Raw genomic sequence first — 22,773 nt, forward strand, 5'->3', positions numbered from 1 at the left:
GCGGGCGGTCGATCCTGGCCGCCAAGCGGGGTGGTACCGCGGGCCTGCCCGGGGGCGCCGTCGAGGCGTACCCGAGAAGGCTCGTCCTCGCAGACCCACACGACGAGTGAGCTGCGCGAGGAGAGCGACCCCCGATGGCCTATCCGTTGCACGACCCGACCGCCGCCGGCGTGCCGGCGAGCCCGGACCTGCCCGCGGTCGAGCGCCGGGTCCTGGAGCACTGGACGGCCGACAAGACCTTCGAGGCGTCGGTGGAGGCCCGTCCGGCCGGGGAGAACGGCAAGAACGAGTACGTCTTCTACGACGGCCCGCCGTTCGCCAACGGCCTGCCGCACTACGGGCACCTCTTCACCGGCTACGTCAAGGACGTGGTGCCGCGCTACCAGACCATGCGCGGCAAGCACGTCGAGCGGCGCTTCGGCTGGGACTGCCACGGCCTGCCCGCCGAGGTGGTGGCCGAGAAGCAGCTCGGCATCACCAGCAAGGCGGAGATCCTCGACCTCGGCGTGGCCCGGTTCAACGAGGCCTGCCGCACCTCGGTGCTGGAGTTCACCCAGGACTGGGAGCGGTACGTCACCCGCCAGGCCCGCTGGGTCGACTTCGCCAACGACTACAAGACCCTCGACCTGGACTACATGGAAAGCGTCATGTGGGCCTTCAAGACCCTGCACGACAAGGGTCTGGTCTACGAGGGCTTCCGGGTCCTGGCGTACTGCTGGCGCTGCGAGACGCCGCTGTCGAACACCGAGACCCGGATGGACGACGTCTACCGGGACCGGCACGACCCGACGCTGTCGGTCTGGTTCGAGCTGACCCCCGACGAGTCCGCCCCCGAGCTGGTGCGCGGGCCGGTGCGGCTCGGCGTCTGGACGACCACGCCGTGGACCCTGCCGTCCAACCTGGCGCTCGCCGTCGGCCCCGACATCGAGTACGCGGTGCTGGAGCGCGACGGCCGGCGGTACGTCGTCGGCGCGGCCCGGCTGGCCGCGTACGACAAGGAGCTGGAGGGGTACGCGCGGGTCGGCACGGTGCGCGGCGCCGACCTGGTCGGACGCCGCTACACCCCGCTCTACGACTTCCTGGTGGAGCAGGCCGGGGAGAACGCCTACCAGGTGCTCGGCGCGGACTTCGTCACCACCGAGGACGGCACCGGGATCGTCCACCTCGCCCCGGCCTTCGGTGAGGACGACCAGAACGTCTGCAACGCGGCCGGCATCCCCACCGTCGTCACCGTGGACGACCACACCCGGTTCACCGCGCTGGTCTCGCCGTACCAGGGCGAGCAGGTCTTCGACGTCAACAAGCCGGTGATCCGGGAGCTCAAGGAGCGGGGGGTGGTGCTCAAGCAGGACACCTACACCCACTCCTACCCGCACTGCTGGCGCTGCGACACCCCGCTGGTCTACAAGGCGGTGTCGTCGTGGTTCGTCGCGGTGACCGCGTTCAAGGACCGGATGGTCGAGCTGAACCAGCAGATCAACTGGACCCCGGGGCACATCAAGGACGGCTCGTTCGGCAAGTGGCTGGCCAACGCCCGGGACTGGTCGATCAGCCGGAACCGGTTCTGGGGCTCGCCGATCCCGGTGTGGAAGTCCGACGACCCGACCTACCCGCGGATCGACGTCTACGGCTCGCTGGAGGAGATCGAGCGGGACTTCGGCGTACGGCTGACCGACCTGCACCGGCCGGCGGTGGACGAGCTGGTCCGCCCCAACCCGGACGACCCGACCGGCAGGTCGATGATGCGCCGGGTGCCGGAGGTGCTGGACTGCTGGTTCGAGTCCGGCTCGATGCCGTTCGCCCAGGTGCACTACCCGTTCGAGAACGCCGACTGGTTCGAGCACCACTACCCGGGCGACTTCATCGTGGAGTACATCGGGCAGACCCGCGGCTGGTTCTACACCATGCACGTGCTGGCCACCGCGCTGTTCGACCGGCCGGCGTTCCGCAACTGCCTCAGCCACGGCATCCTGCTCGGCTCCGACGGGCGCAAGATGTCCAAGAGCCTGCGCAACTACCCGGACGTCTACCACGTCTTCGACGCGTACGGCTCGGACGCGATGCGCTGGATGCTGATGTCCTCGCCGGTGCTGCGCGGCGGCGACATGGCGGTCACCGAGGCGGGCATCCGCGACGCCGTCCGGCAGGTGCTGCTGCCGCTCTGGAACGTCTGGTACTTCTTCTCGCTCTACGCCAACGCCGACGGGTACCAGGCGCGGCGCCGGACCGACAGCACCCACCTGCTCGACCGGTACGTGCTGGCGAAGACCCGCGAGCTGGTCGACACGGTCCAGGCGCAGCTGGACGCGTACGACATCTCCGGCGCCTGTGCCACCGTGCGGTCCTTCCTGGACGCGCTGACCAACTGGTACGTCCGGCGCTCCCGGGACCGGTTCTGGTCCGGTGACCAGAACGCGTTCGACACGCTGTGGACGGTGCTGGAGACGCTCTGCCGGGTGGTGGCGCCGCTGGCGCCGCTGACCGCCGAGGAGATCTGGCGCGGCCTCACCGGTGAGCGGTCGGTGCACCTGACCGACTGGCCGGACGCCACCGGGTTCCCGGCCGACCATGAGCTGGTGGCGGCGATGGACGACACCCGCGCGGTCGCCTCGGCGGCGCTGTCGCTGCGCAAGGCCAAGGGGCTGCGGGTCCGGCTGCCGCTGTCGAAGCTCACCGTCGCCTCCCCGGCGGCGGAGCAGCTGCGCCCGTTCGCCGACCTGGTAGCCGACGAGGTCAACGTCAAGGCGGTGGAGTTCACCGACGAGGTGTCCGCGTACTGCCAGCAGGTGCTGACCGTGGTGCCCCGGGCGCTCGGGCCGCGGGTCGGCAAGCAGGTGCAGCAGGTCATCAAGGCGGTCAAGGCGGGGGAGTGGGAGCTGGTCGACGGCGCCCCGGTCGCCGCCGGGGTCACCCTGGCCGAGGGCGAGTACGAGCTGCGCCTGGTCGCCGCCGACGCCGAGCACTCGGCGCCGCTGCCCGGCGGTGAGGGCGTGGTCGTGCTGGACACCGAGGTCACCCCCGAGCTGGCCGCCGAGGGGCTGGCCCGGGACGTGGTGCGGGTGGTGCAGCAGGCCCGCCGGGACGCCGACCTGGACGTCTCGGACCGGATCGTGGTGGCGCTGTCGGCCTCCGAGGAGGTCCGCGCGGCGGTGGCCGGGTTCGCGGACTTCGTCGCCCGGGAGGTGCTGGCCGACTCGGTCGACGTCGTCGACGGCGTCGAGGGGTTCACCGGGGAGGTCGGCGAGGGCGACCGGGTGACGGTCGCGGTTCGCCGGGTATGAGATTCGGGTGAGGTGGCAGGAGGGGCCCCTTCCGCCGCGTTCGCGCAGCGGAAGGGTCTCTCCCGCCCGTCGCCACGCTCCCGGACCAGCCGCCGGACCGTCCGCCACCCGCGCGGATCGTCCGGGTGGCGTCCGCTAACGTGACAGCGCCCGCCCAGCCCGACCGCCGGAGGATCCGTGCCCCTGCTCTACACCATCGGCAAGCTCACCGTGGCGCCCGCGCTCCGGTTGGCCTGGCGTCCCCGCGTCGAAGGGCTGGAGCACATTCCACCGACCGGTGGTGCGATCTTCGCCGCCAACCACCTCTCGGTCGCCGACGAGCTGCTGCTGGGCACGGTGGTGCCCCGGCACCTGGCGTTCTGGGCCAAGTCGGACTACTTCAAGGGCACCGGCCTGCGGGGCCGGTTCAGCAAGGCGGTGCTCACCGGCCTCGGCGCGATCCCGGTCGAGCGGGCCGGCGGGCGGGCGGCGCTGTCGGCGTTCGACGCGGCGATCCCCGCCCTCAAGGGTGGTGACCTGGTGGTCGTCTATCCGGAGGGGACCCGGTCACCGGACGGCCGGCTCTACCGCGGGCGCACCGGGGTGGCCCGGCTGGCGGTCGCCGCTCAGGTGCCGGTGATCCCGGTGGGCACCATCGGCACCGAGAAGGTCCAGCCGATCGGCGCCCGGATGCCCCGGCTGCTCCCGGCGGACATCACCATCCGGTTCGGCAAGCCGCTGGACTTCACCGGCCGGCCGGACGACCGGACCTCGCTGCGGGCGATGACCGATGAGGTGATGAGCGAGATCCAGAAGCTCACCGGCCAGGAGTATGTGCCCCGGTACGCCCCGCCGCGGGCCCACCCGGCCACCTCCGGGGACAGCCCGGCCTGACCCCGGCCGATCGGCTCAGTTCTGCTCCGCCGTGACGATCTGTCCGCGCAGCGTGTCGAGCAGCCGGGCGCTGTCGTCGACGGAGAGCCGGGTGAACACTGCGGTGGCGATGCTGCCGTGGTCGGCCGAGGTGCACACCACCACGTCCGTGCCGCCGTCGCGGCCGGCCGCGCAGCGCCCGTGTCGGCCGCGCACCCCGGTCTCGACCACCTGCGCCTCGCCGAGCTGGTACTGCTCGGTGAGCCGGGCGAGCTCCTCCTCGGCGTCCGCCTCCGGGGTGAGCCGGAAACCGGTGCCGCCGAAGACGGTGACCCGCTTGCCGTCCCCGGTGGCGTAGACGCCGGCGAAGGTCTCCTCGGCCAGCCAGTGCGCCTTGCGTACCTCGGTCTCCAACTGCCTGGCGGTCGCCTCGGCCCGGTTGTCGTCGCGTAGCCGCAGGTCGGCCACCTCGGCCGGCAGGGTGGCGTGCGCCGGGTACTGCGTCGCCATCGGCATGCCGTAGTAGGCCGGGCAGCCGCAGCAGCAGGCCAGGCTGAGCAGCAGCAGCCAGGGCCAGCGGCGGCGCTTGCGGACGGCGACCGGGACGTACCCCTTGGGGGCCTGCCAGCCGGGGGGCGGCGCCACCGGCGGCGGGGTCTTGCCGCGTCGTTGCCGGGGCGGCCGCACCGGGGCCATCGGTGGCGGGGCCACCGGGGCCGGCGGCCGGGCGACCGGCGCGGGCGGCGGCCCCGGCCGGGCGGCCGGCGGTGGGGACACCGGAGCCGGCGGCGGCGCGGGGGCCGGGAAGGCGGGCGGCGGCGCGGGCGGCCCGGAGTACGGCCGGGTCGGCGGCGGCACCGGGTAGGGCAGCGTGGGCGGCAGGGCCGGGAGTTCGGCCGAGGGCAGTTCCCAGCCGCCGGTGTCCGCGTGCGCCCAGGGGTCGACCGGGACCCGGTGCTCCGGCGGCTCGGGCGGGGCCGGCGGCACCGGGGTGGGCTCGGCCGACTCGCCCCAGGCCCGTCGGCGCGGCGGCGGGGGCGGGACCGGGGCGGAGCCGCTCCACCGGGGCGCGGCCTCCGGCTCGTCGGCGGGCAGCCGCCGGGTGCTCTGCGGGCCGGCGTCCGGTGCCGGTGCCGCGTCGGGTGCCGGGGTGGCGGCGTCGGCCGCCTGGTCGCCGGGCAGCCGGCGGGTGCCCTGCGGGCCGGCGTCGGCCGGCGGTGCGTCGGTGTCCCGCGGGTCCGCGTCTGCGGCGTCGGCGGGCGGCGTGTCGGGGTCGTGCGGCCCGTCGTCCGCGGGTTCGCTGGCGGGCGGGGCGGCCGCGGTGGGCCCGTCCGCCTCCGGGTCGCGGCCGGACTGGTCGGTGGGCAGCTCGCGGGTGCCCTCCGGGCCCGTGCGGGGCCTGTCGGCGGGCGGTACGGGGGAGAGGGTCGGCTCCTCGCTGACCGCCGGACCCCGGTCCGGGTGCTGGTCCGGGGTGCTCCCGTCGGCCGGCCGGTCTGCTCCCGGCTGCGGCTGCGGCATCGCGGCAATCTCCTCTCGCGCCGATCCGAGGTTAGTACCGCTCCGCCACCACCGGGGAGCCGCCCACCGCCCGGCGGCCGCCACCCCGCGTGCGGCGGCGGCCATCCCGCGCGGCGATGCCTCCCGGTGACCCGGCGGCGGCGTGCGCGCCGCCCCCGCCGCCGGGACGCGTACCCTTGGGCATCATGAGCGTCCCGTCCACCACCCCGCGCCCCGCCGCGGGCGAATCCGTCTGGCCCCGGCTGGAGCCGCTGCTGCCCCAGGTGACCAAGCCCATCCAGTACGTGGGTGGCGAGCTGGGTGCGGTGGTCAAGGACTGGGCCGCGGCGACCGTGCGCTGGGCGCTGATGTACCCCGACGCCTACGAGGTCGGCCTGCCCAACCAGGGCGTGCAGATCCTCTACGAGGTGCTCAACGAGCAGCCCGACGTCCTCGCCGAGCGCACCTACGCGGTCTGGCCGGACCTGGAGCAGCTGATGCGCGCCCACGGCGTGCCGCAGTTCACCGTCGACGCGCACCGCTCGGTGCGCGATTTCGACGTGTTCGGCGTCTCGTTCTCCACCGAGCTGGGCTACACCAACCTGCTCACCGCGATCGACCTGGCCGGCATCCCGCTGCTCGCCGCCGACCGCACCGACGCCGACCCGGTGATCGTGGCCGGCGGGCACGCCGCGTTCAACCCGGAGCCGATCGCCGACTTCGTCGACGCCGCCGTGCTCGGCGACGGCGAGGAGGCGGTGCTGGAGATCACCGCGATCGTCCGGGAGTGGAAGGCCGAGGGCTCCCCGGGCGGGCGGGACGAGCTGCTGCTGCGGCTGGCCCGCACCGAGAGCGTCTACGTGCCGCGCTTCTACGACGTCGACTACCTGCCCGACGGCCGGATCCAGCGGGTGGTGCCGAACCGGGCGGACGTGCCGTTCCGGGTGCACAAGCGCACGACGATGGACCTGGACGCCTGGCCGTACCCGAAGAAGCCGCTGGTGCCGCTCGCCGAGACGGTGCACGAGCGGTACGCGGTGGAGATCTTCCGGGGCTGCACCCGCGGCTGCCGGTTCTGCCAGGCCGGGATGATCACCCGGCCGGTCCGCGAGCGGTCCATCACCACGGTGGGGCAGATGGTGCAGCAGGGGCTGGAGTTCTCCGGCTTCCACGAGGTGGGTCTGCTGTCGCTGTCGTCGGCCGACCACTCGGAGATCGGCGACATGTGCTCCGGCCTGGCCCAGCAGTACGAGGGCACCAACGTCTCGCTGTCGCTGCCGTCCACCCGGGTGGACGCGTTCAACATCGACCTGGCCCAGGAGTTGTCCCGCAACGGGCGGCGGACCGGCCTGACCTTCGCCCCGGAGGGCGGGTCGGAGCGGATCCGCAAGGTCATCAACAAGATGGTGTCGAAGGAAGACCTGATCCGGACCGTCGTCACCGCGTACACCAACGGCTGGCGGCAGGTGAAGCTCTACTTCATGTGCGGCCTGCCCACCGAGACCGACGAGGACGTCCTCGAGATCGCGGACATGGCGCACGAGGTGATCAGGGCCGGTCGGGCCGCCACCGGATCCAAGGACATCCGGTGCACGGTCTCCATCGGCGGTTTCGTGCCGAAGCCGCACACCCCCTTCCAGTGGGCGGCGATGGAGCGGCCGGAGGTCATCGACGGCCGGCTCAAGCTGCTCAAGCAGGCGATCAACGCGGACCGCTCGCTGGGCCGGGCGATCGGCTTCCGCTACCACGACGGCGAGCCGTCGCTGATCGAGGGCCTGCTCAGCCGCGGTGACCGCCGGGTCGGCGCGGTGATCCGCAAGGTGTGGGAGAACGGCGCCCGGTTTGACGGCTGGAGCGAGCACTTCTCCTACCAGCGCTGGGTGGACGCGGCCGCCGAGGTGCTGCCCGCGTTCGGGGTGGACCTCGACTGGTACACCACCCGCGAGCGCGACGAGCTGGAGGTCCTGCCCTGGGACCACCTGGACTCGGGGCTGGACAAGGACTGGCTCTGGCAGGACTGGCAGGACGCGATGAGCGGGTACGAGCAGGACGACTGCCGGTGGACCCCGTGCTTCGACTGCGGCGTCTGCCCGGCGATGGACACCGAGATCCAGATCGGCCCGACCGGAAAGAAGCTCCTCCCGTTGACCCCGATCAACGGCCTGAAGCTGCCCACCCCCGCCCAGCCCTGACCGGCGCCCGGGGGCCCACTTGGTTGATCATGAAGGTGTCGTCGGCGAACACGCGGTGCCGATGACGACAATTTCATGATCAACGAGCACTGACCGAACGAGGAGCACGACGATCAGTAAGAGACCACAGCCGGAGGGCGGGCAGGCGCCGGTCGTCCAGCGCGTCCGGATCCGGTACGCCAAGCGCGGACCGTTGCGGTTCACCTCGCACCGGGACTTCGCCCGGGCGTTCGAGCGGGCGCTGCGCCGGGCCGGGGTGCCCGTCGCCTTCTCCCAGGGCTTCACCCCGCACCCCAAGATCTCGTACGCCAGCGCGGCGCCGACCGGCGTGGCGAGCGAGGCCGAGTACCTGGAGATCGGGCTGCGCGAGCAGGTCGACCCGGCGGAGCTGCGGGCCGCGCTGGACGCCGCGCTCTCGCCCGGCCTCGACGTGCTGGACGCGGTGGTGGCCGGCGGCGGCAGTCTGGCCGACCGGATCGAGGCGTCGCACTGGCGGATCGAGCTGCCCGAGGTCGACCCGGGCGTGCTTTCGGCCGCGGTGTCCGCCTTCACCGCCGCCGGCGAGGTGCTGGTGGAGCGGATGACCAAGCAGGGCCGGCGCACCTTCGACGCCCGGGCCGCGGTCATCTCCATCGATGTCGTCGCGCCGACGGAGACGCCTTCCGGGGCGGTGGCCGTACCGTGTGCGATACTCGAACTGGTCGTCCGGCAGGTCACCCCCTCCGTACGACCCGATGACGTCCTTTCCGGCCTCCGCGTGGTGGCCGACCTGGAGCCGCCGGTACCGCCGAGGGTGATCCGGCTGGCTCAGGGCACGCTGACCGCGCAGGGTGCGATCGCGGATCCGTTGGAAGCGGACCGCGACGGGGCAACCATCGGCGGGCACTGACCGACGGTCAGCGCCCAGGCAGGCAGACTTCGCCGGTCGCACAGCTAGCGCGCCCGGCGGAAACACCTTTGCGGCAACCCTGCGTGGCAGCGCTCACCCGCGCCCGGGGTAGCCAGAACTGGAGAACGTCCATGCTCGAGAACGAGCCCGAGGGCGGCGAACGGACCGGCGCACAGCCGGCCGGTGAGACCGCTGACAGCAGCACCGTCGACGGCGGCGCCGTCGGAAGCGCGCCCCTGGCGGGCGCCGAGGGCGAGGCCCCGGCCGCGCCGACCCGGCGCCGCACCACGCGCAAGCGGGCGACCCCGCTGAACCAGCCCGAGCAGATCGAGGCGCCGGTCGAGGCGTCCACCGCGCCCGCGTCGGGCAGCGGGGAGGCCCCGGAGGCGGAGGTGCTCGCCCCGATCTCCGGCGATCTCGACGCCGCACCGAAGACCCCGCGCCGCCGGCGCAAGGCCAGCACCGCGAAGGCCGCCGAGGAGCCGCCGGTCGTGGCCGAGGCGGCAGCGGAGACGTCCGCCGAGGTCGTGCCGCCGGTCAAGGCCACCCGTACCCGGCGGCGCAAGGCCGCCCCCGCCGCGGCCGAGCCGGCCGCGGAGACGGCGGAGGAGGGCACCGGCCCGACCGCCGAGCCGCTCACCGAGCCCGAGGCGGCCGCCGAGGCGACCCCGCCGTCGGCGCCGGCCGCCGCCGGCCCGGACACCGAGCCGGCGGCCGGAACCGACTTCGGCGCCGCCGCGCCAGCGGCCGGCAGCGGGGCGGAGCCCCGCTCCGGCGAGGTCCCGCCGGGCGTGGCGGTCAGCCCGTCCGCCGAGGAGGCGGCCGAGCCGGCCGTCGTCGAGCCGGAGCCGCGCACCCGCCGCCGGCGGGCCGCGCTCTCCGCGCCCACCGTGCTCTTCATGCCCCCGCAGCCGGAGGAACTGCCGGTCGCCCGGGTCGTCCCGGCCGCGTCGGTCGAGGAGCCCGCCGAGGAGGCGGTCGAGCCGTCCCGCCGGCGCCGGCGGGGCCGCCGCGAGGTGGAGCCGGTCGAGGCGGTGGAGGCCGAGGAGGAGCCGACCGAGGAGACCGAGGAGGCCGCCGAGGACGAGGACGAGGAGAGCGCCGCTGCCCGCCGCCGGCGCCGCCGGGGTCGCCGCGGCCGGGGCCGCGGCAAGGGCGGCGTCGAGGACGTCGAGGACGAGGAAGCCGAGGAGGCCATCCAGGCCGAGGCCGAGGAGGCCGAGGCCGAGGAGGCCGAGGAGGAAGAGGCCGAGGGCGGCGAGGGGTTGACCCGCCGCCGGCGCCGCCGGCGTCGCCGGGGTGCCGGGGAGGCCGAGGGCGCCGTCGAGGACGGCGTGCCGACCGTGGTCAAGATCCGCGAGCCCCGCCGGACCGTGGACGAGGTGCAGGGCGTCTCCGGCTCGACCCGGCTGGAGGCCAAGCGGCAGCGCCGCCGGGACGGCCGCGAGCAGCGCCGGACCCGCCCGCCGATCCTGAGCGAGTCGGAGTTCCTGGCCCGCCGGGAGGCCGTCGACCGGGTGATGGCGGTGCGCCAGCGTGGCGACCGCACCCAGATCGCCGTGCTCGAGGACGGCGTGCTGGTCGAGCACTACGTCACCCGCAACTCCGCCGGCACCATGGCCGGCAACGTCTACCTGGGCAAGGTGCAGAACGTCCTGCCCAGCATGGAGGCGGCCTTCGTCGACGTCGGCCGCGGCCGCAACGCGGTGCTGTACGCCGGCGAGGTCAACTGGGACAGCACCGGCCTGGAGGGGCGGGCCCGCTCGATCGAGCAGGCGCTGAAGTCCGGCGACTCGGTGCTGGTGCAGGTCACCAAGGACCCGATCGGGCACAAGGGCGCCCGGCTGACCAGCCACATCGCGCTCTCCGGCCGGCACCTGGTCTACGTGCCGAACGGCAACGCCTCCGGGATCAGCCGGAAGCTGCCGGACAACGAGCGCAAGCGGCTGCGGGACGTGCTGAAGAAGCTGGTTCCGGACGGCGCGGGCGTGATCGTGCGGACCGCCGCCGAGGGCGCCAGCGAGGACGAGCTGGCCCGCGACGTCAAGCGGCTGCAGGCGCAGTGGGAGGACATCCAGGCCAAGGCGGCCGAGGGTGGCGCCCCGGTGCTGCTCTACGAGGAGCCGGACCTGGTCATCCGGGTGGTCCGGGACCTGTTCAACGAGGACTTCCGCGAACTGGTCATCGAGGGCGACGGGGCGTACGACATGGTCGAGTCGTACCTGTCGCACGTCTCGCCGGACCTGGTCGCCCGGCTGCGCCGGCACGTCGGCACCACCGATGTCTTCGCCGAGTACCGGATCGACGAGCAGATCCTCAAGGGTCTCGACCGCAAGGTCTTCCTGCCCTCCGGCGGTCACCTGGTGATCGACCGGACCGAGGCGATGACCGTGGTCGACGTGAACACCGGCAAGTACACCGGCGCCGGCGGCAACCTGGAGGAGACGGTCACCCGGAACAACCTGGAGGCCGCGGAGGAGATCGTCCGCCAGCTCCGGCTGCGCGACATCGGCGGCATCGTGGTGATCGACTTCATCGACATGGTGCTGGAGTCGAACCGGGAGCTGGTGCTGCGCCGGCTGACCGAGTGCCTGGGCCGGGACCGTACCAAGCACCAGGTCACCGAGATCACCTCGCTGGGCCTGGTGCAGATGACCCGCAAGCGGATCGGCGCGGGCCTGCTGGAGGCGTTCAGCGAGACCTGCGAGTGCTGCAAGGGTCGGGGTGTGATCATCCACCCCGAGCCGGTGCCCGAGAAGGCGCGCACCGGCGGGGCGGGGGAGAAGGTCAAGGCCGTCGCCTCGGCCGTCACCGCTCCGGCGGCCGAAGCCGCGGGCGGGACGTCCCGGCGGCGGGCGCGCAAGAGCGCGCCGGCCGAGCGGACCGTGGTCGAGGTGACCGACACGGACACCGACACCACCACGGCCGAGGCCGACTACCACGACACCATGGGCTACGACCTGTCCCGCTACGAGTCGGACACCGCCGCCGCGCCGGAGGTCGCCGACAGCCAGCAGGGCGAGTCGGCCCGGCTGGCCGCGCCGGACGACCCGGACGCGCTCGCCGAGGCGGACGCCGACGAGTCGGAGGGCGGCACCGGACGGCGCCGGTCGCGCCGTGGCGGCGCCCGGCGGCGGACCCGGCCGTGACCGGCTGACCAGCTCCGGGTTTGACAGGGCCCCTTCGCCGGCAAAGTCCGGTGGGAGGGGCTCTGCCGTCCGGGCCGGCCGGGCCGGGAACCGGTCCGCCCCGGGCCAGGAGGAGAAGGATGCGTCTGCTCGCCGCCACCGCGGCCACCGCCGTTCTGCTCGTCGCGACGGGCTGTGCCGCCGCCGACCGGCCGGAGGCCGCCGGGCCGGCCGCCCCGGCCGTCACCGCCGGCGCCGGGACGACCGGGTCGGACCCGACGGCGGGCGGGGCGGCCGGCGACGACGCCGAGGTGTGCGCCGCCGCGCGGCAGGCCGGCGGGGCCGCGGTCACCACGTACGTCGAGGAGGTGGGCAGGATGCTCGCCGCGATCGGCGCCAACGACACCACGGCGGCGGAAACCGCCCGGCGGCGGGCCGGGGCCGCGCTCGCCGGCTGGCGGACCGCCCTGCGGCAGCAGTCCGCGCGGGCCGAGGATCCCCAGCTCAAGACGCTCCTGACCGACCTGGCCGGCGAGGTCGAGGCGATGGGCGCCGACCTCGACGCGATAGACGAGACCGAGCTCGACCGGCTCCAGCAGCGCCTCGACGAGCTCTGCGGCCGCTGACCCGCCGGCCCGGTTTGGGCGTCGGCCCCGCCATGGCGTACGCTTGCCTGCGGCGCACTTTGGTGTGCCGAGTTCCCGCGTGCCCGGGCCGCCGTGCCACTGCTACCCGGCGAGCCGCCGCGGGGACTACCGCCAGCAGCCTCAACGACAGGGAGTCCGCCTCCGATGTACGCGATCGTCAAGACCGGCGGCAAGCAGTACAAGGTCGCCGAGGGCGACGTGATCGAGGTCGAGAAGCTCGCCGGTGACCCCGGCGACGCGGTGAAGCTCACCGCGGTGCTCCTCGTCGACGGTGACGACCTGGTGACCGACGCGGCGAAGCTTGCCGAGGTCTCGGTGTCCGGCGAGATCGCCGCGCACACCAAGGGCCCGAAGATCCGGATCCACAAGTTCAAGAACAAGACCGGCTACCACAAGCGCCAGGGTCACCGCCAGCCGCTGACCCAGGTCAAGGTGACCGGCATCTCCAGCGGGAAGTAGGTCGTCCTCAGATGGCTCACAAAAAGGGTGCGTCCAGCTCGCGTAACGGTCGTGACTCCGCGGCCCAGCGGCTCGGCGTGAAGCGCTTCGGTGGTCAGGTCGTCAGCGCCGGCGAGATCCTCGTCCGGCAGCGTGGCACCAAGTTCCACCCCGGTGACCTGGTCGGCCGCGGCGGCGACGACACGCTCTTCGCGCTGGCCGCCGGTGCGGTTCAGTTCGGCACGAAGCGCGGTCGCAAGACCGTCAGCATCGTTCAGGCACAGCAGTAGTTTTCCGCGAAGCGGGCCGTGGACCTGGTGTCCCGGCCCGTTTCGCTTTTCTCGTGCGGGGCTGTGCCTCGCTGGAAGGATTGACGGCGTGGCGACGTTCGTTGACCGGGTCGTCCTGCACCTGCAGGCCGGCGATGGCGGGCACGGTTGTGCCTCGATCCATCGGGAGAAGTTCAAGCCGTTCGGCGGCCCCGACGGCGGCAACGGCGGGCACGGCGGCAGCGTGTCGCTCGTCGTCGACCCGCAGGTGACCACGCTGCTCGACTTCCACTTCCGCCCGCACGTCAAGGCCCCGAACGGCAAGGGCGGCGCGGGCTCGAACCGGGACGGCGCCAACGGCACCGACCTGGTGCTGAAGGTGCCCAACGGCACCGTGGTGCAGGCCCTCGACGGCACCGTGCTGGCCGACATGGTCGGCGCCGGCACCACCTTCGAGGTGGCCCGGGGCGGGCGCGGGGGGCGCGGGAACGCGGCGCTGGCCAACGCCCGACGCAAGGCCCCCGGCTTCGCCGAGCTGGGCGAGCCCGGCGAGCAGCTCGACGTGGTGCTGGAGCTCAAGAGCGTTGCCGACGTCGGCCTGGTGGGCTTCCCGTCGGCCGGCAAGTCGTCGCTGATCTCGGTGATCTCCGCCGCCAAGCCCAAGATCGCCGACTACCCGTTCACCACCCTGGTGCCCAACCTCGGCGTGGTCCGGGTCGACAACCACACCTTCACCGTCGCCGACGTCCCCGGCCTGATCCCGGGCGCGGCCACCGGCAAGGGGCTCGGCCTGGAGTTCCTCCGGCACATCGAGCGCTGCTCGGTGCTGGTGCACGTGATCGACACCGCCACCCTGGAGCCCGGCCGCGATCCGGTCGCCGACATCGACACCATCGAGGCCGAGCTGGCCGAGTACGGCGGGCTGGCCGACCGGCCCCGGCTGGTCGCGTTGAACAAGGTCGACGTGCCGGACGGCCGGGACCTCGCCGAGATCGTCCGCCCCGACCTGGAGGCGCGCGGCCTGCGGGTGTTCGAGGTCTCCGCGGCCACCCGGGAGGGGCTCAAGGAGTTCACGTACGCACTGGCGGAGCTGGTGGAGCAGGCGCGCCAGGCGGCGCCGCCGGCCGAGCCGACCCGGATCGTGATCCGTCCGACCGCGGTGGACGACGCCGGCTTCACCATCGCGGCGGCGCCGGACGGCGCCTGGGTGGTGCGCGGCGTACGGCCGGAGCGGTGGGTGCGGCAGACGAACTTCGACAACGACGAGGCGGTCGGCTACCTCGCCGACCGGCTGGCCCGGCTGGGCGTCGAGGAGAAGCTCGCGAAGGCCGGCGCCGAGGCGGGCGACCTGGTCCGGATCGGCGACCGGGAGTTCGACTGGCAGCCCACCCTCTACGCGGGCGTCGACTTTGTCCCGGGCAGCCGGGGCACCGACGTCCGGCTGGAGGAGAAGTCGACCCGCGCCTCGGCGGCCGAGCGGCTGGCGGCCCGCAAGGCCCGCCGGCAGCGGCCGGCCGACGAGGTCGTGGCCGGCGAGGTGACCTCCGGCGAGGTCGACGTCGCCGAGACCGGCCCGGACCGGGTCGGGGAGATCGACGCCGAATAGCTCGTTGCGCTCCGTGACCAGGTCGACTGCCGGAAACCTGGCCGAAATCCGGGCATCGTAACGTGGCGTGATGCTGATCGAGTCACGTCCCGCCACCGATCCGGAGATCGCCGCCCTGGTCACGGCCCAGCAGCGCGAGCTGCGCGAGGCCGACGGCGGGCTGGACGGGCAGGTCACCGTGACCCACGACGACATCCGCTACCTGGCGGTGGTGGTCGGTGGGCGCGCGGTGGCCTGCGGCGGGATCCAGGCGCTGGACGCCGGCACCGGCGAGGTCAAGCGGATGTACGTCCGGCCGGCGTACCGGGGACGGGGGATCGCCCGGCAGTTGCTCGCCGCGCTGGAGGAACTGGCCTTCCGGCAGGGGCACGAGACGGTCTGCCTGGAGACCGGGACGTACCTCCCGGCGGCCATCGGGCTCTACACCTCCTGCGGCTACGAGCCGATCCCGGTCTACGGCGAGTACGTCGACAACCCGTACAGCGTCTGCTTCGCGAAGCGGCTGGCGGTGCGGGCCTGACGCCCGGTCAGTCGCCGGTGTGCGCGTGCTCCACGGTGACCGGCTTCGACTCCGGGGAGGCGTGCTGACGCAGGAAGATGCTCAGCACGATCAGCGTGCCGACGGCGAGGAACTCGCTCTGCCAGTTCTGCATCGACTGGAACCAGAAGTCGCTGGTGCCGAGGAACTCCGAGACGCCGATCGGCGGGGCACCGCTCTGCAACGCCTGCTGCTGGTTGTACTCGGCGGTGCCGGTGAGCAGGTGGCCGAGGAACGAGCCGGCGAAGATCAGCAGTAGCGCCAGGGAGAGGCTGTTGCGGTACACCACCAGCGGCAGCCCGCCGGCGCGTACCGGCCAGGGGGAGTTCGGGGTGGCCCGCCGCTCGTCGTCCTCGGGCCGGTCGGTCTGCTCCAGCGGCTTCGACTCCGCCGACCCCCGCTGCACCAGGTACGCGGTGAGCAGGACGTAGCCGCCCATCTGGAGGAACTCCGACTCCCAGTTCTCGAAGACCGCCTCGCCGAAGTGCCCCGTGCCCAGGTAGGCCCACCAGCTGAGCTGGGGGGCGCCGAACTCGGCCAGCTCCTCGTTGTGGGTCTGCCAGCCGAACACGCTCTGCAGCACCAGGAAGACCAGGAACGCGCCGAACATCGACACGCTCAGGGCGTTGTTCCGCAGCCAGCGGGGCATCGTCGCCTCCTCGTCGGAGATCCGGTGACTCTCCGTTGCCCCAGCGGATCACCTGGCAAACTCCGCCGACGGGCGGGTCACACCGCCGGCGCGCCAGTACCGCCCCCGGTCAGGGGCGGTCGAACGGGGTGTCCAGCCGGCCGCCGGTGCCGACCTGGTTGGAGAGCAGCAGGCCGAAGGCGAGCATGCCGAAGCCGAGCGCCAGGTGCAGCCAGTTGGCGGCGTCGTTGACCGGGATCAGGTTCGCCCCGCTCTCCTGGTCGATGGCGAAGCCGTAGAGCCAGAGCCCGAGGTAGAGCGCGCCGCCGCCGGCCAGGAAGACCCGCGCCCCGGCCACCCGGCGGGCCATCACCAGGCCGACCAGGCCGAAGCCCAGGTGCAGGATGTTGTGCAGGATCGACACCTGGATCACGCCGAGCAGCATGGCCTCCGAGTGGTGTCCGGCGAAGGTCATCTGGTCGTAGCCGGTGGTGATGCCGGGGATGAAGCCGAGCACCCCGAGCAGGGCGAAGACCCCGGCCGCGGCCGCGGCGGCGAGTTGGACCCGGGGCTTCGGCCCGGCGGTCGCGCCACCGCGTGCGTCACGCGCCATCGATGTCACCTCCGTGGATCCGCGGAATCTCCGCGGCGCCGGTTCGCGAGAAGCGCTCGTGACTGTCCGCATCGGCGACGTCACCCAACCCGACGATCCTCCATTTTGTAACCCTGCGCGGACGGCTCCGCAGAGAAATGGCGAATCAGGTATGGACCCGGCGACGGAGGGTAGGTGAATGTCCGCGTCGGCCGGACGACCGGCGCGTTCCCCCAGCACACCGCGACGACTTTCCGAGCGGAAGGGACATCATGACTTACGATCTGTCATCCACGTCTGCCACCTACGGGCAGGAGTCGACCAACGGCGGCGTCCGCGAGCAGGCCCGCCAGGTCGGGTCGGAGGCCGCGCAGGCCGGCGGGGCGGTCGCGGAGACCGCCAAGGAGCAGGGCAAGGAGGTCGGCCGCGAGGCGGCCCGCCAGGCGCGCAACCTGTACGGCGAGGCCCGCACCCAGCTCGCCGGCCAGACCAGCGAGCAGCAGCGCCGCGCCGCCGGCGGGCTCCGGTCGCTGGCCGACGAGATGCGCTCGATGGCCGAGCAGGGCGGGCAGGCCGGCCCGGTGAGCGAACTCGCCCGCCAGGCCGCCGACCGGGTGCACGGGGTGGCCGGCTGGCTGGAGGCGCGCGAGCCCGGCGACATCCTCACCGAGGTGCGCGACTACGCCCGCCGCAACCCGGGCACCTTCCTCGTCGGCGCGGCCGTGCTCGGCGTGCTCGCCGGCCGGCTGACCAAGAACCTCTCCGCCGACCAGAGCGGCGCCCACCGGGCGTACGGCTCGGACGCCGGCTACGACCCGGACCGGACCGCGGTCATCCCGACCCCGCCGGCACCGCGGGCGGTGCCGGACGCCGTGCCGCCGGGCGGCTACCTCGACCCGACGCCGGGCGCCTACCCGGACTCCGGGACCACCACCAGCTACGCCGACCCGGCCGGCGGCACCGGTCAGCCGCTGCCGCCGGTGAACCAGACCGACCCGCTGCCGGGCGTGCCGTCGAGCGGGACCACCCGTCCGTGAGCCGAGTTATCCGAAGGGAGGCGGCGGCATGAGCATGCCGACGCAGGGGTCCGGGCCGAACTCCGGACACGCGGGTGCCCCGCACACCGCGGACGAGGTCAGGGGCAGCTCGCTCGGCGAGCTGATGCGCCAGGTCACCGCCGACCTGTCCACCCTGATGCGCCAGGAGGTGGAGCTGGCCAAGGCGGAGATCCGCCAGGAGGGCAGGAAGGCGGGCAAGGCCGCCGGGTTCTTCGGCGGCGCCGGCTTCGGCGGCTACATGGTGGCCCTGTTCCTCTCGCTGGCCCTGTGGGCCGGGCTGTCCAACGTGATGGACGCCGGCTGGGCGGCGCTGATCGTGGCCGTCGTCTGGGGCGTGATCGCCGCCGTCCTCTACTCCATGGCGAAGAAGAACGCGGAGCGGATCCGCGGCCTCAAGCAGACCAACGACAGCGTGCAGCGGATCCCCGACGCGCTCAAGCCCCACCCGCAGGAGGTCACCCGATGAGCACCGATCCCGCCCAGATCCGCCGGGAGATCGAGGCCACCCGCAACAACCTGAGCTCCGATGTGGACGCGCTGGCCTACAAGGTCAGCCCGAGCCGCATCGTCGACGACCGTAAGCAGCGGGCCCGTACCGCGCTGCAGAATGTGAGGGACAAGGTGATGGGAACCGCTTCGGACCTGGGCCACGGCACCGGCCACGCCGCCCACTCGGTGGGCGACCGCGCCTCCTCGGCGGCGCACACGGTCGGCGACAAGGCGCAGTCGGCCGCGTCGACGGTCGGTGACGCCGCGCAGCGGGCGCCGCAGGTGATCCGGGAGAAGTCCGAGGGCAACCCGCTGGCCGCCGGCCTGATCGCGTTCGGCGTCGGCTGGCTGGCCTCCTCGCTGATCCCGGCCACCCGTCGGGAGCAGCAGGTGGCGACGCAGGTCAAGGAGATGGCCGGCGAGCACACCGGCGCGGTCAAGGAGAAGCTGACCGAGGTGGCCGGCGAGCTGAAGGAGGAGCTGCGCGAGCCGGCGCAGCAGGCCACCGAGTCGGTGAAGTCCACCGCGCAGGACGCCGTGCACGCCGTCAAGGACGACACGAAGTCTGCCGCACAGGACGTCAAGGACCAGGCGCAACAGCCCCGCGACCAGGTCCGGTACTGACCAGCCGGTCCCCGCACACTCCAGCTCGCGGCCACTTCCCGGCACCCCGCCGGACAGTGGCCGCGAGCTGCCGTGTGCGGTCCGGCCCGTCGGCAACCCCCGCGATCTTGCACTTCGGGCCCGCCCTGTGCGGCATTTCTACCGGTCCGCCCGGGCGGAAAGTGCAAGATCGCGGTCAGCGCAGGCGGCGGCGCAGGGCGCGCTCGGAGTGCGCGGCGCGGCGGATCCGGGTGCCGGCGTAGGGGACGCCGCCGAAGAGCACCCGCCGGCCGACCGCCAGCCAGGCGCACACCCCCCGCTCGAGCAGCCACAGCGGCGCCGTCAGGGCGGTGGCGGGCGGGAAGACGGCGGTGCCGCCGGCCCGGCGCCGGCCCACCTCGGCCAGCGCCACGGTGGTCACCGCCGCGCCGAGCAGCAGCCCCGGCCGCCGGGCCGCGACCGCCGCCGCCAGCGCCGGCAGGACCGCGAGCGAGGTGACCAGCCGCACCGGCTGGGCCAGGTCGTCGTACGCCTGGCGGACCCGCTGGCCGCGGAAGTGCGCGGTGTCCGGTGGCAGCCGGCGGACGTAGAGCCCGGCCGGGGCCGCCTCGGTGCCCCCGTACGCGCGCACGGTGCGGATCAGCTCCAGGTTCTCGAAGAGCACGTCCGGGTCGTAGCCGCCCATGCCGAGGAAGGTGCTCCGGCGCACCGCGAGGGTGCCCGGGTAGTCGGCGCCGAGCGCCCGGTTCAGCAGCGTCCGCCCGGTGTCCCAGTACGCGTGCCAGGGCAGCGGGTCGAAGTAGTTCTGCGGCCGGACCAGGTCCACCCGGTGCAGCAGCCGGTGCACCGCGCGCAGCCCGGTCTCGTCGTAGCGGACGTCGTCGTCGGCGATCACCACGTGCTCGTGCCGGGCCGCCCGGACGCCGGTGAGCACCCCGGTGACCTTGCCGTTGACGCTGCGCAGGGCGGGATCCGGGGGCAGGTGCCGGACCAGCCCGCGCCAGGTGCGCGCGTGCCGGGCGAAGACCTCGGGGGCGGACCCGTCGACCACGGTCACCTCGACCCGGGTGGCGAGCCAGCGCAGGTATCCGGTCAGCTCGGCCAGGCCGGCGTCATCGGCCCAGCGCAGCGGCAGCACGTACGACACCGGCAGCCGGCGCGACCGGTCGCCGGCCGGAACGTCGCCGCCGGTCGACCCGGCCGGCCCGGGCCTGGCGTCGCCGTCGCCGCCGACGGAGCCGGCCGGCGCGGGCCCGGACCGGTCGGCGGCGCCGTCACCGGTGGCCGAACCGGCCGGAGCGAGGGCGGCCCGGCGGGCGTGGTCGTCGTCGGTGGCTCCGCCGGCCGGGCGGGTCGGGGCGCTCACGCCGCCTCCGGCCGTCGCCAGACCGAGACGTGCTCCCGGCTGTCGTCGGTGAACGGTCGGCCCGACCAGTCCGCGAAGCGGTGCTCCCGGGTCATCCCGGCCAGCTCGGCCATCAGGTCCAGCTCGGCCGGCCAGGCGTAGCGGTGGTTGGCCGGCAGCAGCCGGACGCCGGCGTCGGTGAGCCGGATCTTCGTGGTGGTCATCCGCTGCTCGGCCGGGTGTAGCACGGCCGCCTCCAGCAGCACCTCGTCCTCGGCGACCCGGACCGGCCGCAGCGCCGAGCCGGCCCGGAACGCGCCCGGGTCGGGCACCCACGCCTCGACCACGAACCGGCCGCCGGGGCGCAGGTGGGCGGCGGCGTTGCGGAAGCAGGCCACCTGCGCGGCCTGGTCGGGCAGCGCGAAGACGGTGTTGAACGCGAGCACCACCAGGGCGAACTCGCCGGGCACCCGGGTCTGCGCGAAGTCGCCCACCGCCACTTCGATCTTGTCGCCGCCCGGCTTGTCGCGCAGCCCGGCCACCATCTCCGGCGACCCTTCGATGCCGGCGACGGTCAGGCCCCGCTCCACCAGCGGCAGGGCCAGCCGCCCGGTGCCGATGCCGAACTCGCAGACCGGGCCGTCGTCGGCCAGCGCCGCCAGCCGGTCCACGGCCGCGTCCGGGTTCAGGTGGGCGTACGCCTCGTCGTAGACGTCGGCGATCTGCCGGCCGTAGGCACTGGCGTCGAAGGGCAACGGGGCCTCCAGGGCGAGCTGTGAGTGCCCAGCAGGTGCCCGGATATCGGCGGATCAAACCGGTCCGCCGTTTCGTCGGGCCGGCGCCGGGTAGCGCAACGGGCACGGGCGGTCCAACCCCGAGACGCCCGCTGGAGGAGACGTGATGACCAGCAACGGAACGAGGTGGGCGGTGCTCGGTGCCGGGGCGTTGACCGCGCTCGGCGCCGCCCGGGTGGTGGCCCGGCGCCGCCGTCGTCACCAGCCGCAGCGGCAGGGCGGCTGGTACGTGGTGCGGCGCGGGGTGACCGTGGACCGGCCGGTGGAGGCGGTGCTCGGCTTCTGGACCGACCGGGAGCGGCTGGACCGGGCGCTGGCGGAGTGGGCGACGCTGGAGCAGCTGGCCGAGAACCGCTGGCGGTGCGTGGCACGCGACGCGGCCGGTGGCGGGACAGAGTGGTGCGCCGAGATCAGCGTCGTCGGCCCCGGGCGGCTGAGCTGGCGGGTGACCGACGGGCCGGAGCAGCAGGGCACGGTCGAGCTGGTGCCCGCGCCGCAGGACCGGGGCACCGAGATCCGGGCCGAGCTGCGCTACCGCTCCGGGCCGCTGCGCCGGGCGCTCGGCCTGGCCGCCGGCGACGAACCGGACCTGGCCCTGCGGGACACCCTGCGGCGGGTGAAGTCACTGATCGAGGCCGGGCAGGTGATCGACACCCGGCGCGACCCGTCCGGCCGTGACCCGGCCCAGGAGCGGGCGACCGACAAGGTGCGCGAGAAGTTGGCGACGGGAGGCCGGGCGTGAGGGCGCTGTGCTGGGAGGGGGTCGGCAAGCTGGCGGTGCGCGACGTGCCCGAGCCGCGGATCCGCGCCGAGGGGGACATCGTCGTCAAGGTCCGGGCCAGCAGCGTCTGCGGCTCCGACCTGCACCTGATCAACGGCTACCTGCCGGCCATGCGCGAGGGCGACGTGCTCGGCCACGAGTTCATGGGCGAGGTGGTGGAGACCGGGCCGGGGGTGCGGCGGCTGAAGGTCGGCGACCGGGTGGTGGTCGGTTCGGTGGTGGCCTGCGGCGGCTGCTGGTACTGCCGGACCGAGCAGTATTCGCTCTGCGACAACTCCAACCCGCAGCCGGTCTTCACCGAGAAGCTCTGGGGGCACTCGCCGGCCGGCATCCTCGGCTACTCGCACGCGGCCGGCGGCTACGCCGGCTCGCACGCCGAGTACGTCCGGGTGCCCTTCGGTGACGTCGGGGCGTTCAAGGTCCCGGACGGGGTGCCGGACGACTCGGTGGTGTTCGCCTCCGACGCGATGCCCACCGGCTGGATGGCCGCCGACTTCTGCGGGCTGACCGGCGGCGAGGTGGTCGCGGTCTGGGGTGCCGGCGGGGTGGGGCAGATGGCCGCCCGGGCCGCCCAACTGCTCGGCGCCGGGCGGGTGATCGTCATCGATCGGCTGCCGGAGCGGCTGGCCACCGCGGCCGGCCGGCTCGGGGTGGAGACGATCGACTACGCCGAGACCGACGTGCTGGAGGCGCTGCGGGAGATGACCGCCGGACGGGGGCCGGACGCCTGCATCGAGGCGGTCGGCATGGAGAGCCACGACGTCGGTCCGGCGTACGCGTACGACAAGGCCAAGCAGTCCGTACGCCTGCAGAGCGACCGGCCCACCTCGGTCCGGCAGGCGATCATGGCCTGTCGCAAGGGCGGCACGGTGAGCATCGTCGGCGTCTACGGCGGCTTCGTCGACAAGTTCCCGCTCGGCGCGGCGATGAACAAGGCGCTGGTGCTGCGGATGGGGCAGATGCACGCCCAGCGCTACATCCCGATGCTGCTGGACCGGCTCGCCGCCGGCGAGATCGACCCCGGCTACCTGGCCACCCACCCGATGTCGCTGGAGCAGGGCGTCCGTGGCTACGAGGTGTTCGAGAAGAAGCAGGACGGCTGCCTGCGCACCGTCCTGCATCCGGCCTGACCGGTCGCCGCGT

Annotated in this window: 20 protein-coding genes; 15 read left to right on the forward strand and 5 right to left on the reverse strand. The window is 73.8% G+C overall.

What is annotated here, in order from left to right:
* Window positions 1-134: 134 nt before the first annotated feature.
* Both ileS and ACVCAH_RS23890 read left to right on the forward strand, forming a co-directional pair.
* Entirely contained in the window at window positions 135-3,281 is a 3,147-nt protein-coding gene (gene ileS, locus ACVCAH_RS23885) for an isoleucine--tRNA ligase (protein WP_447138423.1), read from the forward strand.
* A 177-nt stretch (window positions 3,282-3,458) separates the two neighbouring features.
* Window positions 3,459-4,154 carry a lysophospholipid acyltransferase family protein gene (locus tag ACVCAH_RS23890; RefSeq protein ID WP_447138424.1) on the forward strand — a complete coding sequence of 232 codons (696 nt, stop codon included), beginning with the start codon at window positions 3,459-3,461 and terminating at the stop codon, window positions 4,152-4,154.
* Window positions 4,155-4,169: 15 nt separating this feature from the next.
* Here ACVCAH_RS23890 and ACVCAH_RS23895 read toward each other — a convergent pair whose 3' ends face one another.
* Entirely contained in the window at window positions 4,170-5,654 is a 1,485-nt protein-coding gene (locus tag ACVCAH_RS23895; protein WP_447138425.1) for a hypothetical protein, read from the reverse strand.
* 185 nt (window positions 5,655-5,839) lie between these two features.
* Between ACVCAH_RS23895 and ACVCAH_RS23900 the strand changes: the two genes are divergently transcribed.
* The 8 genes from ACVCAH_RS23900 (at window position 5,840) to ACVCAH_RS23935 (ending at window position 15,322) form a co-directional block, all read left to right on the forward strand.
* Window positions 5,840-7,825, forward strand: coding sequence for a TIGR03960 family B12-binding radical SAM protein (locus ACVCAH_RS23900; protein ID WP_447138426.1), 1,986 nt, complete (start codon window positions 5,840-5,842; stop codon window positions 7,823-7,825).
* Between the two features lie 169 nt (window positions 7,826-7,994).
* The gene (locus ACVCAH_RS23905; protein WP_447138512.1) at window positions 7,995-8,714 is read left to right on the forward strand and encodes a TIGR03936 family radical SAM-associated protein; all 720 of its coding nucleotides are present in this window, start codon (window positions 7,995-7,997) and stop codon (window positions 8,712-8,714) included.
* A 131-nt stretch (window positions 8,715-8,845) separates the two neighbouring features.
* Window positions 8,846-11,863, forward strand: a complete 3,018-nt coding sequence (locus ACVCAH_RS23910) for an Rne/Rng family ribonuclease (protein WP_447138427.1) — start codon at window positions 8,846-8,848, stop codon at window positions 11,861-11,863.
* A 119-nt stretch (window positions 11,864-11,982) separates the two neighbouring features.
* Entirely contained in the window at window positions 11,983-12,468 is a 486-nt protein-coding gene (locus ACVCAH_RS23915) for a hypothetical protein (RefSeq protein WP_447138428.1), read from the forward strand.
* 165 nt (window positions 12,469-12,633) lie between these two features.
* The gene (rplU, locus tag ACVCAH_RS23920) at window positions 12,634-12,948 is read left to right on the forward strand and encodes a 50S ribosomal protein L21 (protein ID WP_447138429.1); all 315 of its coding nucleotides are present in this window, start codon (window positions 12,634-12,636) and stop codon (window positions 12,946-12,948) included.
* Window positions 12,949-12,959: 11 nt separating this feature from the next.
* Window positions 12,960-13,217 (forward strand): 50S ribosomal protein L27, encoded by a 258-nt coding sequence (gene rpmA, locus ACVCAH_RS23925; RefSeq protein WP_447138430.1) that lies wholly within the window; start codon window positions 12,960-12,962, stop codon window positions 13,215-13,217.
* An 88-nt stretch (window positions 13,218-13,305) separates the two neighbouring features.
* Window positions 13,306-14,802 carry a GTPase ObgE gene (obgE, locus tag ACVCAH_RS23930; protein ID WP_447138431.1) on the forward strand — a complete coding sequence of 499 codons (1,497 nt, stop codon included), beginning with the start codon at window positions 13,306-13,308 and terminating at the stop codon, window positions 14,800-14,802.
* A 70-nt stretch (window positions 14,803-14,872) separates the two neighbouring features.
* Complete coding sequence (locus ACVCAH_RS23935; RefSeq protein WP_447138432.1) at window positions 14,873-15,322, forward strand: GNAT family N-acetyltransferase; 450 nt, start codon at window positions 14,873-14,875, stop codon at window positions 15,320-15,322.
* A gap of 7 nt (window positions 15,323-15,329) precedes the next feature.
* Here the strand turns inward: ACVCAH_RS23935 and ACVCAH_RS23940 are convergent, their stop codons facing one another.
* A complete protein-coding gene (locus ACVCAH_RS23940) occupies window positions 15,330-15,989 on the reverse strand; it encodes a DUF6766 family protein (RefSeq protein ID WP_447138433.1) in 660 nt (219 codons plus the stop codon).
* Window positions 15,990-16,098: 109 nt separating this feature from the next.
* The gene (locus ACVCAH_RS23945) at window positions 16,099-16,581 is read right to left on the reverse strand and encodes a DUF4383 domain-containing protein (protein ID WP_447138434.1); all 483 of its coding nucleotides are present in this window, start codon (window positions 16,579-16,581) and stop codon (window positions 16,099-16,101) included.
* 251 nt (window positions 16,582-16,832) lie between these two features.
* Here ACVCAH_RS23945 and ACVCAH_RS23950 point away from each other — a divergent pair, with 251 nt between their 5' ends.
* The 3 genes from ACVCAH_RS23950 to ACVCAH_RS23960 are packed head-to-tail and all read left to right on the forward strand — an operon-like array spanning window position 16,833 to window position 18,731.
* Window positions 16,833-17,597 (forward strand): hypothetical protein, encoded by a 765-nt coding sequence (locus ACVCAH_RS23950; RefSeq protein ID WP_447138435.1) that lies wholly within the window; start codon window positions 16,833-16,835, stop codon window positions 17,595-17,597.
* A 28-nt stretch (window positions 17,598-17,625) separates the two neighbouring features.
* Window positions 17,626-18,084, forward strand: a complete 459-nt coding sequence (locus ACVCAH_RS23955) for a phage holin family protein (RefSeq protein ID WP_447138436.1) — start codon at window positions 17,626-17,628, stop codon at window positions 18,082-18,084.
* A complete protein-coding gene (locus ACVCAH_RS23960) occupies window positions 18,081-18,731 on the forward strand; it encodes a DUF3618 domain-containing protein (RefSeq protein WP_447138437.1) in 651 nt (216 codons plus the stop codon). Before ACVCAH_RS23955 ends, ACVCAH_RS23960 begins: the two co-directional genes overlap by 4 nt.
* Window positions 18,732-18,906: 175 nt before the next feature.
* Here the strand turns inward: ACVCAH_RS23960 and ACVCAH_RS23965 are convergent, their stop codons facing one another.
* Window positions 18,907-20,076 carry a glycosyltransferase gene (locus ACVCAH_RS23965; RefSeq protein ID WP_447138438.1) on the reverse strand — a complete coding sequence of 390 codons (1,170 nt, stop codon included), beginning with the start codon at window positions 20,074-20,076 and terminating at the stop codon, window positions 18,907-18,909.
* The gene (locus tag ACVCAH_RS23970; RefSeq protein ID WP_447138439.1) at window positions 20,073-20,810 is read right to left on the reverse strand and encodes a class I SAM-dependent DNA methyltransferase; all 738 of its coding nucleotides are present in this window, start codon (window positions 20,808-20,810) and stop codon (window positions 20,073-20,075) included. Before ACVCAH_RS23970 ends, ACVCAH_RS23965 begins: the two co-directional genes overlap by 4 nt.
* Before the next feature lie 145 nt (window positions 20,811-20,955).
* On the opposite strand from ACVCAH_RS23970, the gene ACVCAH_RS23975 reads away from it, so the two are divergent.
* Window positions 20,956-21,591, forward strand: coding sequence for an SRPBCC family protein (locus ACVCAH_RS23975; RefSeq protein ID WP_447138440.1), 636 nt, complete (start codon window positions 20,956-20,958; stop codon window positions 21,589-21,591).
* Entirely contained in the window at window positions 21,588-22,760 is a 1,173-nt protein-coding gene (locus ACVCAH_RS23980) for a zinc-dependent alcohol dehydrogenase (protein WP_447138441.1), read from the forward strand. The genes ACVCAH_RS23975 and ACVCAH_RS23980 overlap by 4 nt, the downstream gene beginning before the upstream one ends.
* Window positions 22,761-22,773: the final 13 nt, after the last annotated feature.

The sequence above is a fragment of the Micromonospora sp. LZ34 genome (genome assembly GCF_052981855.1).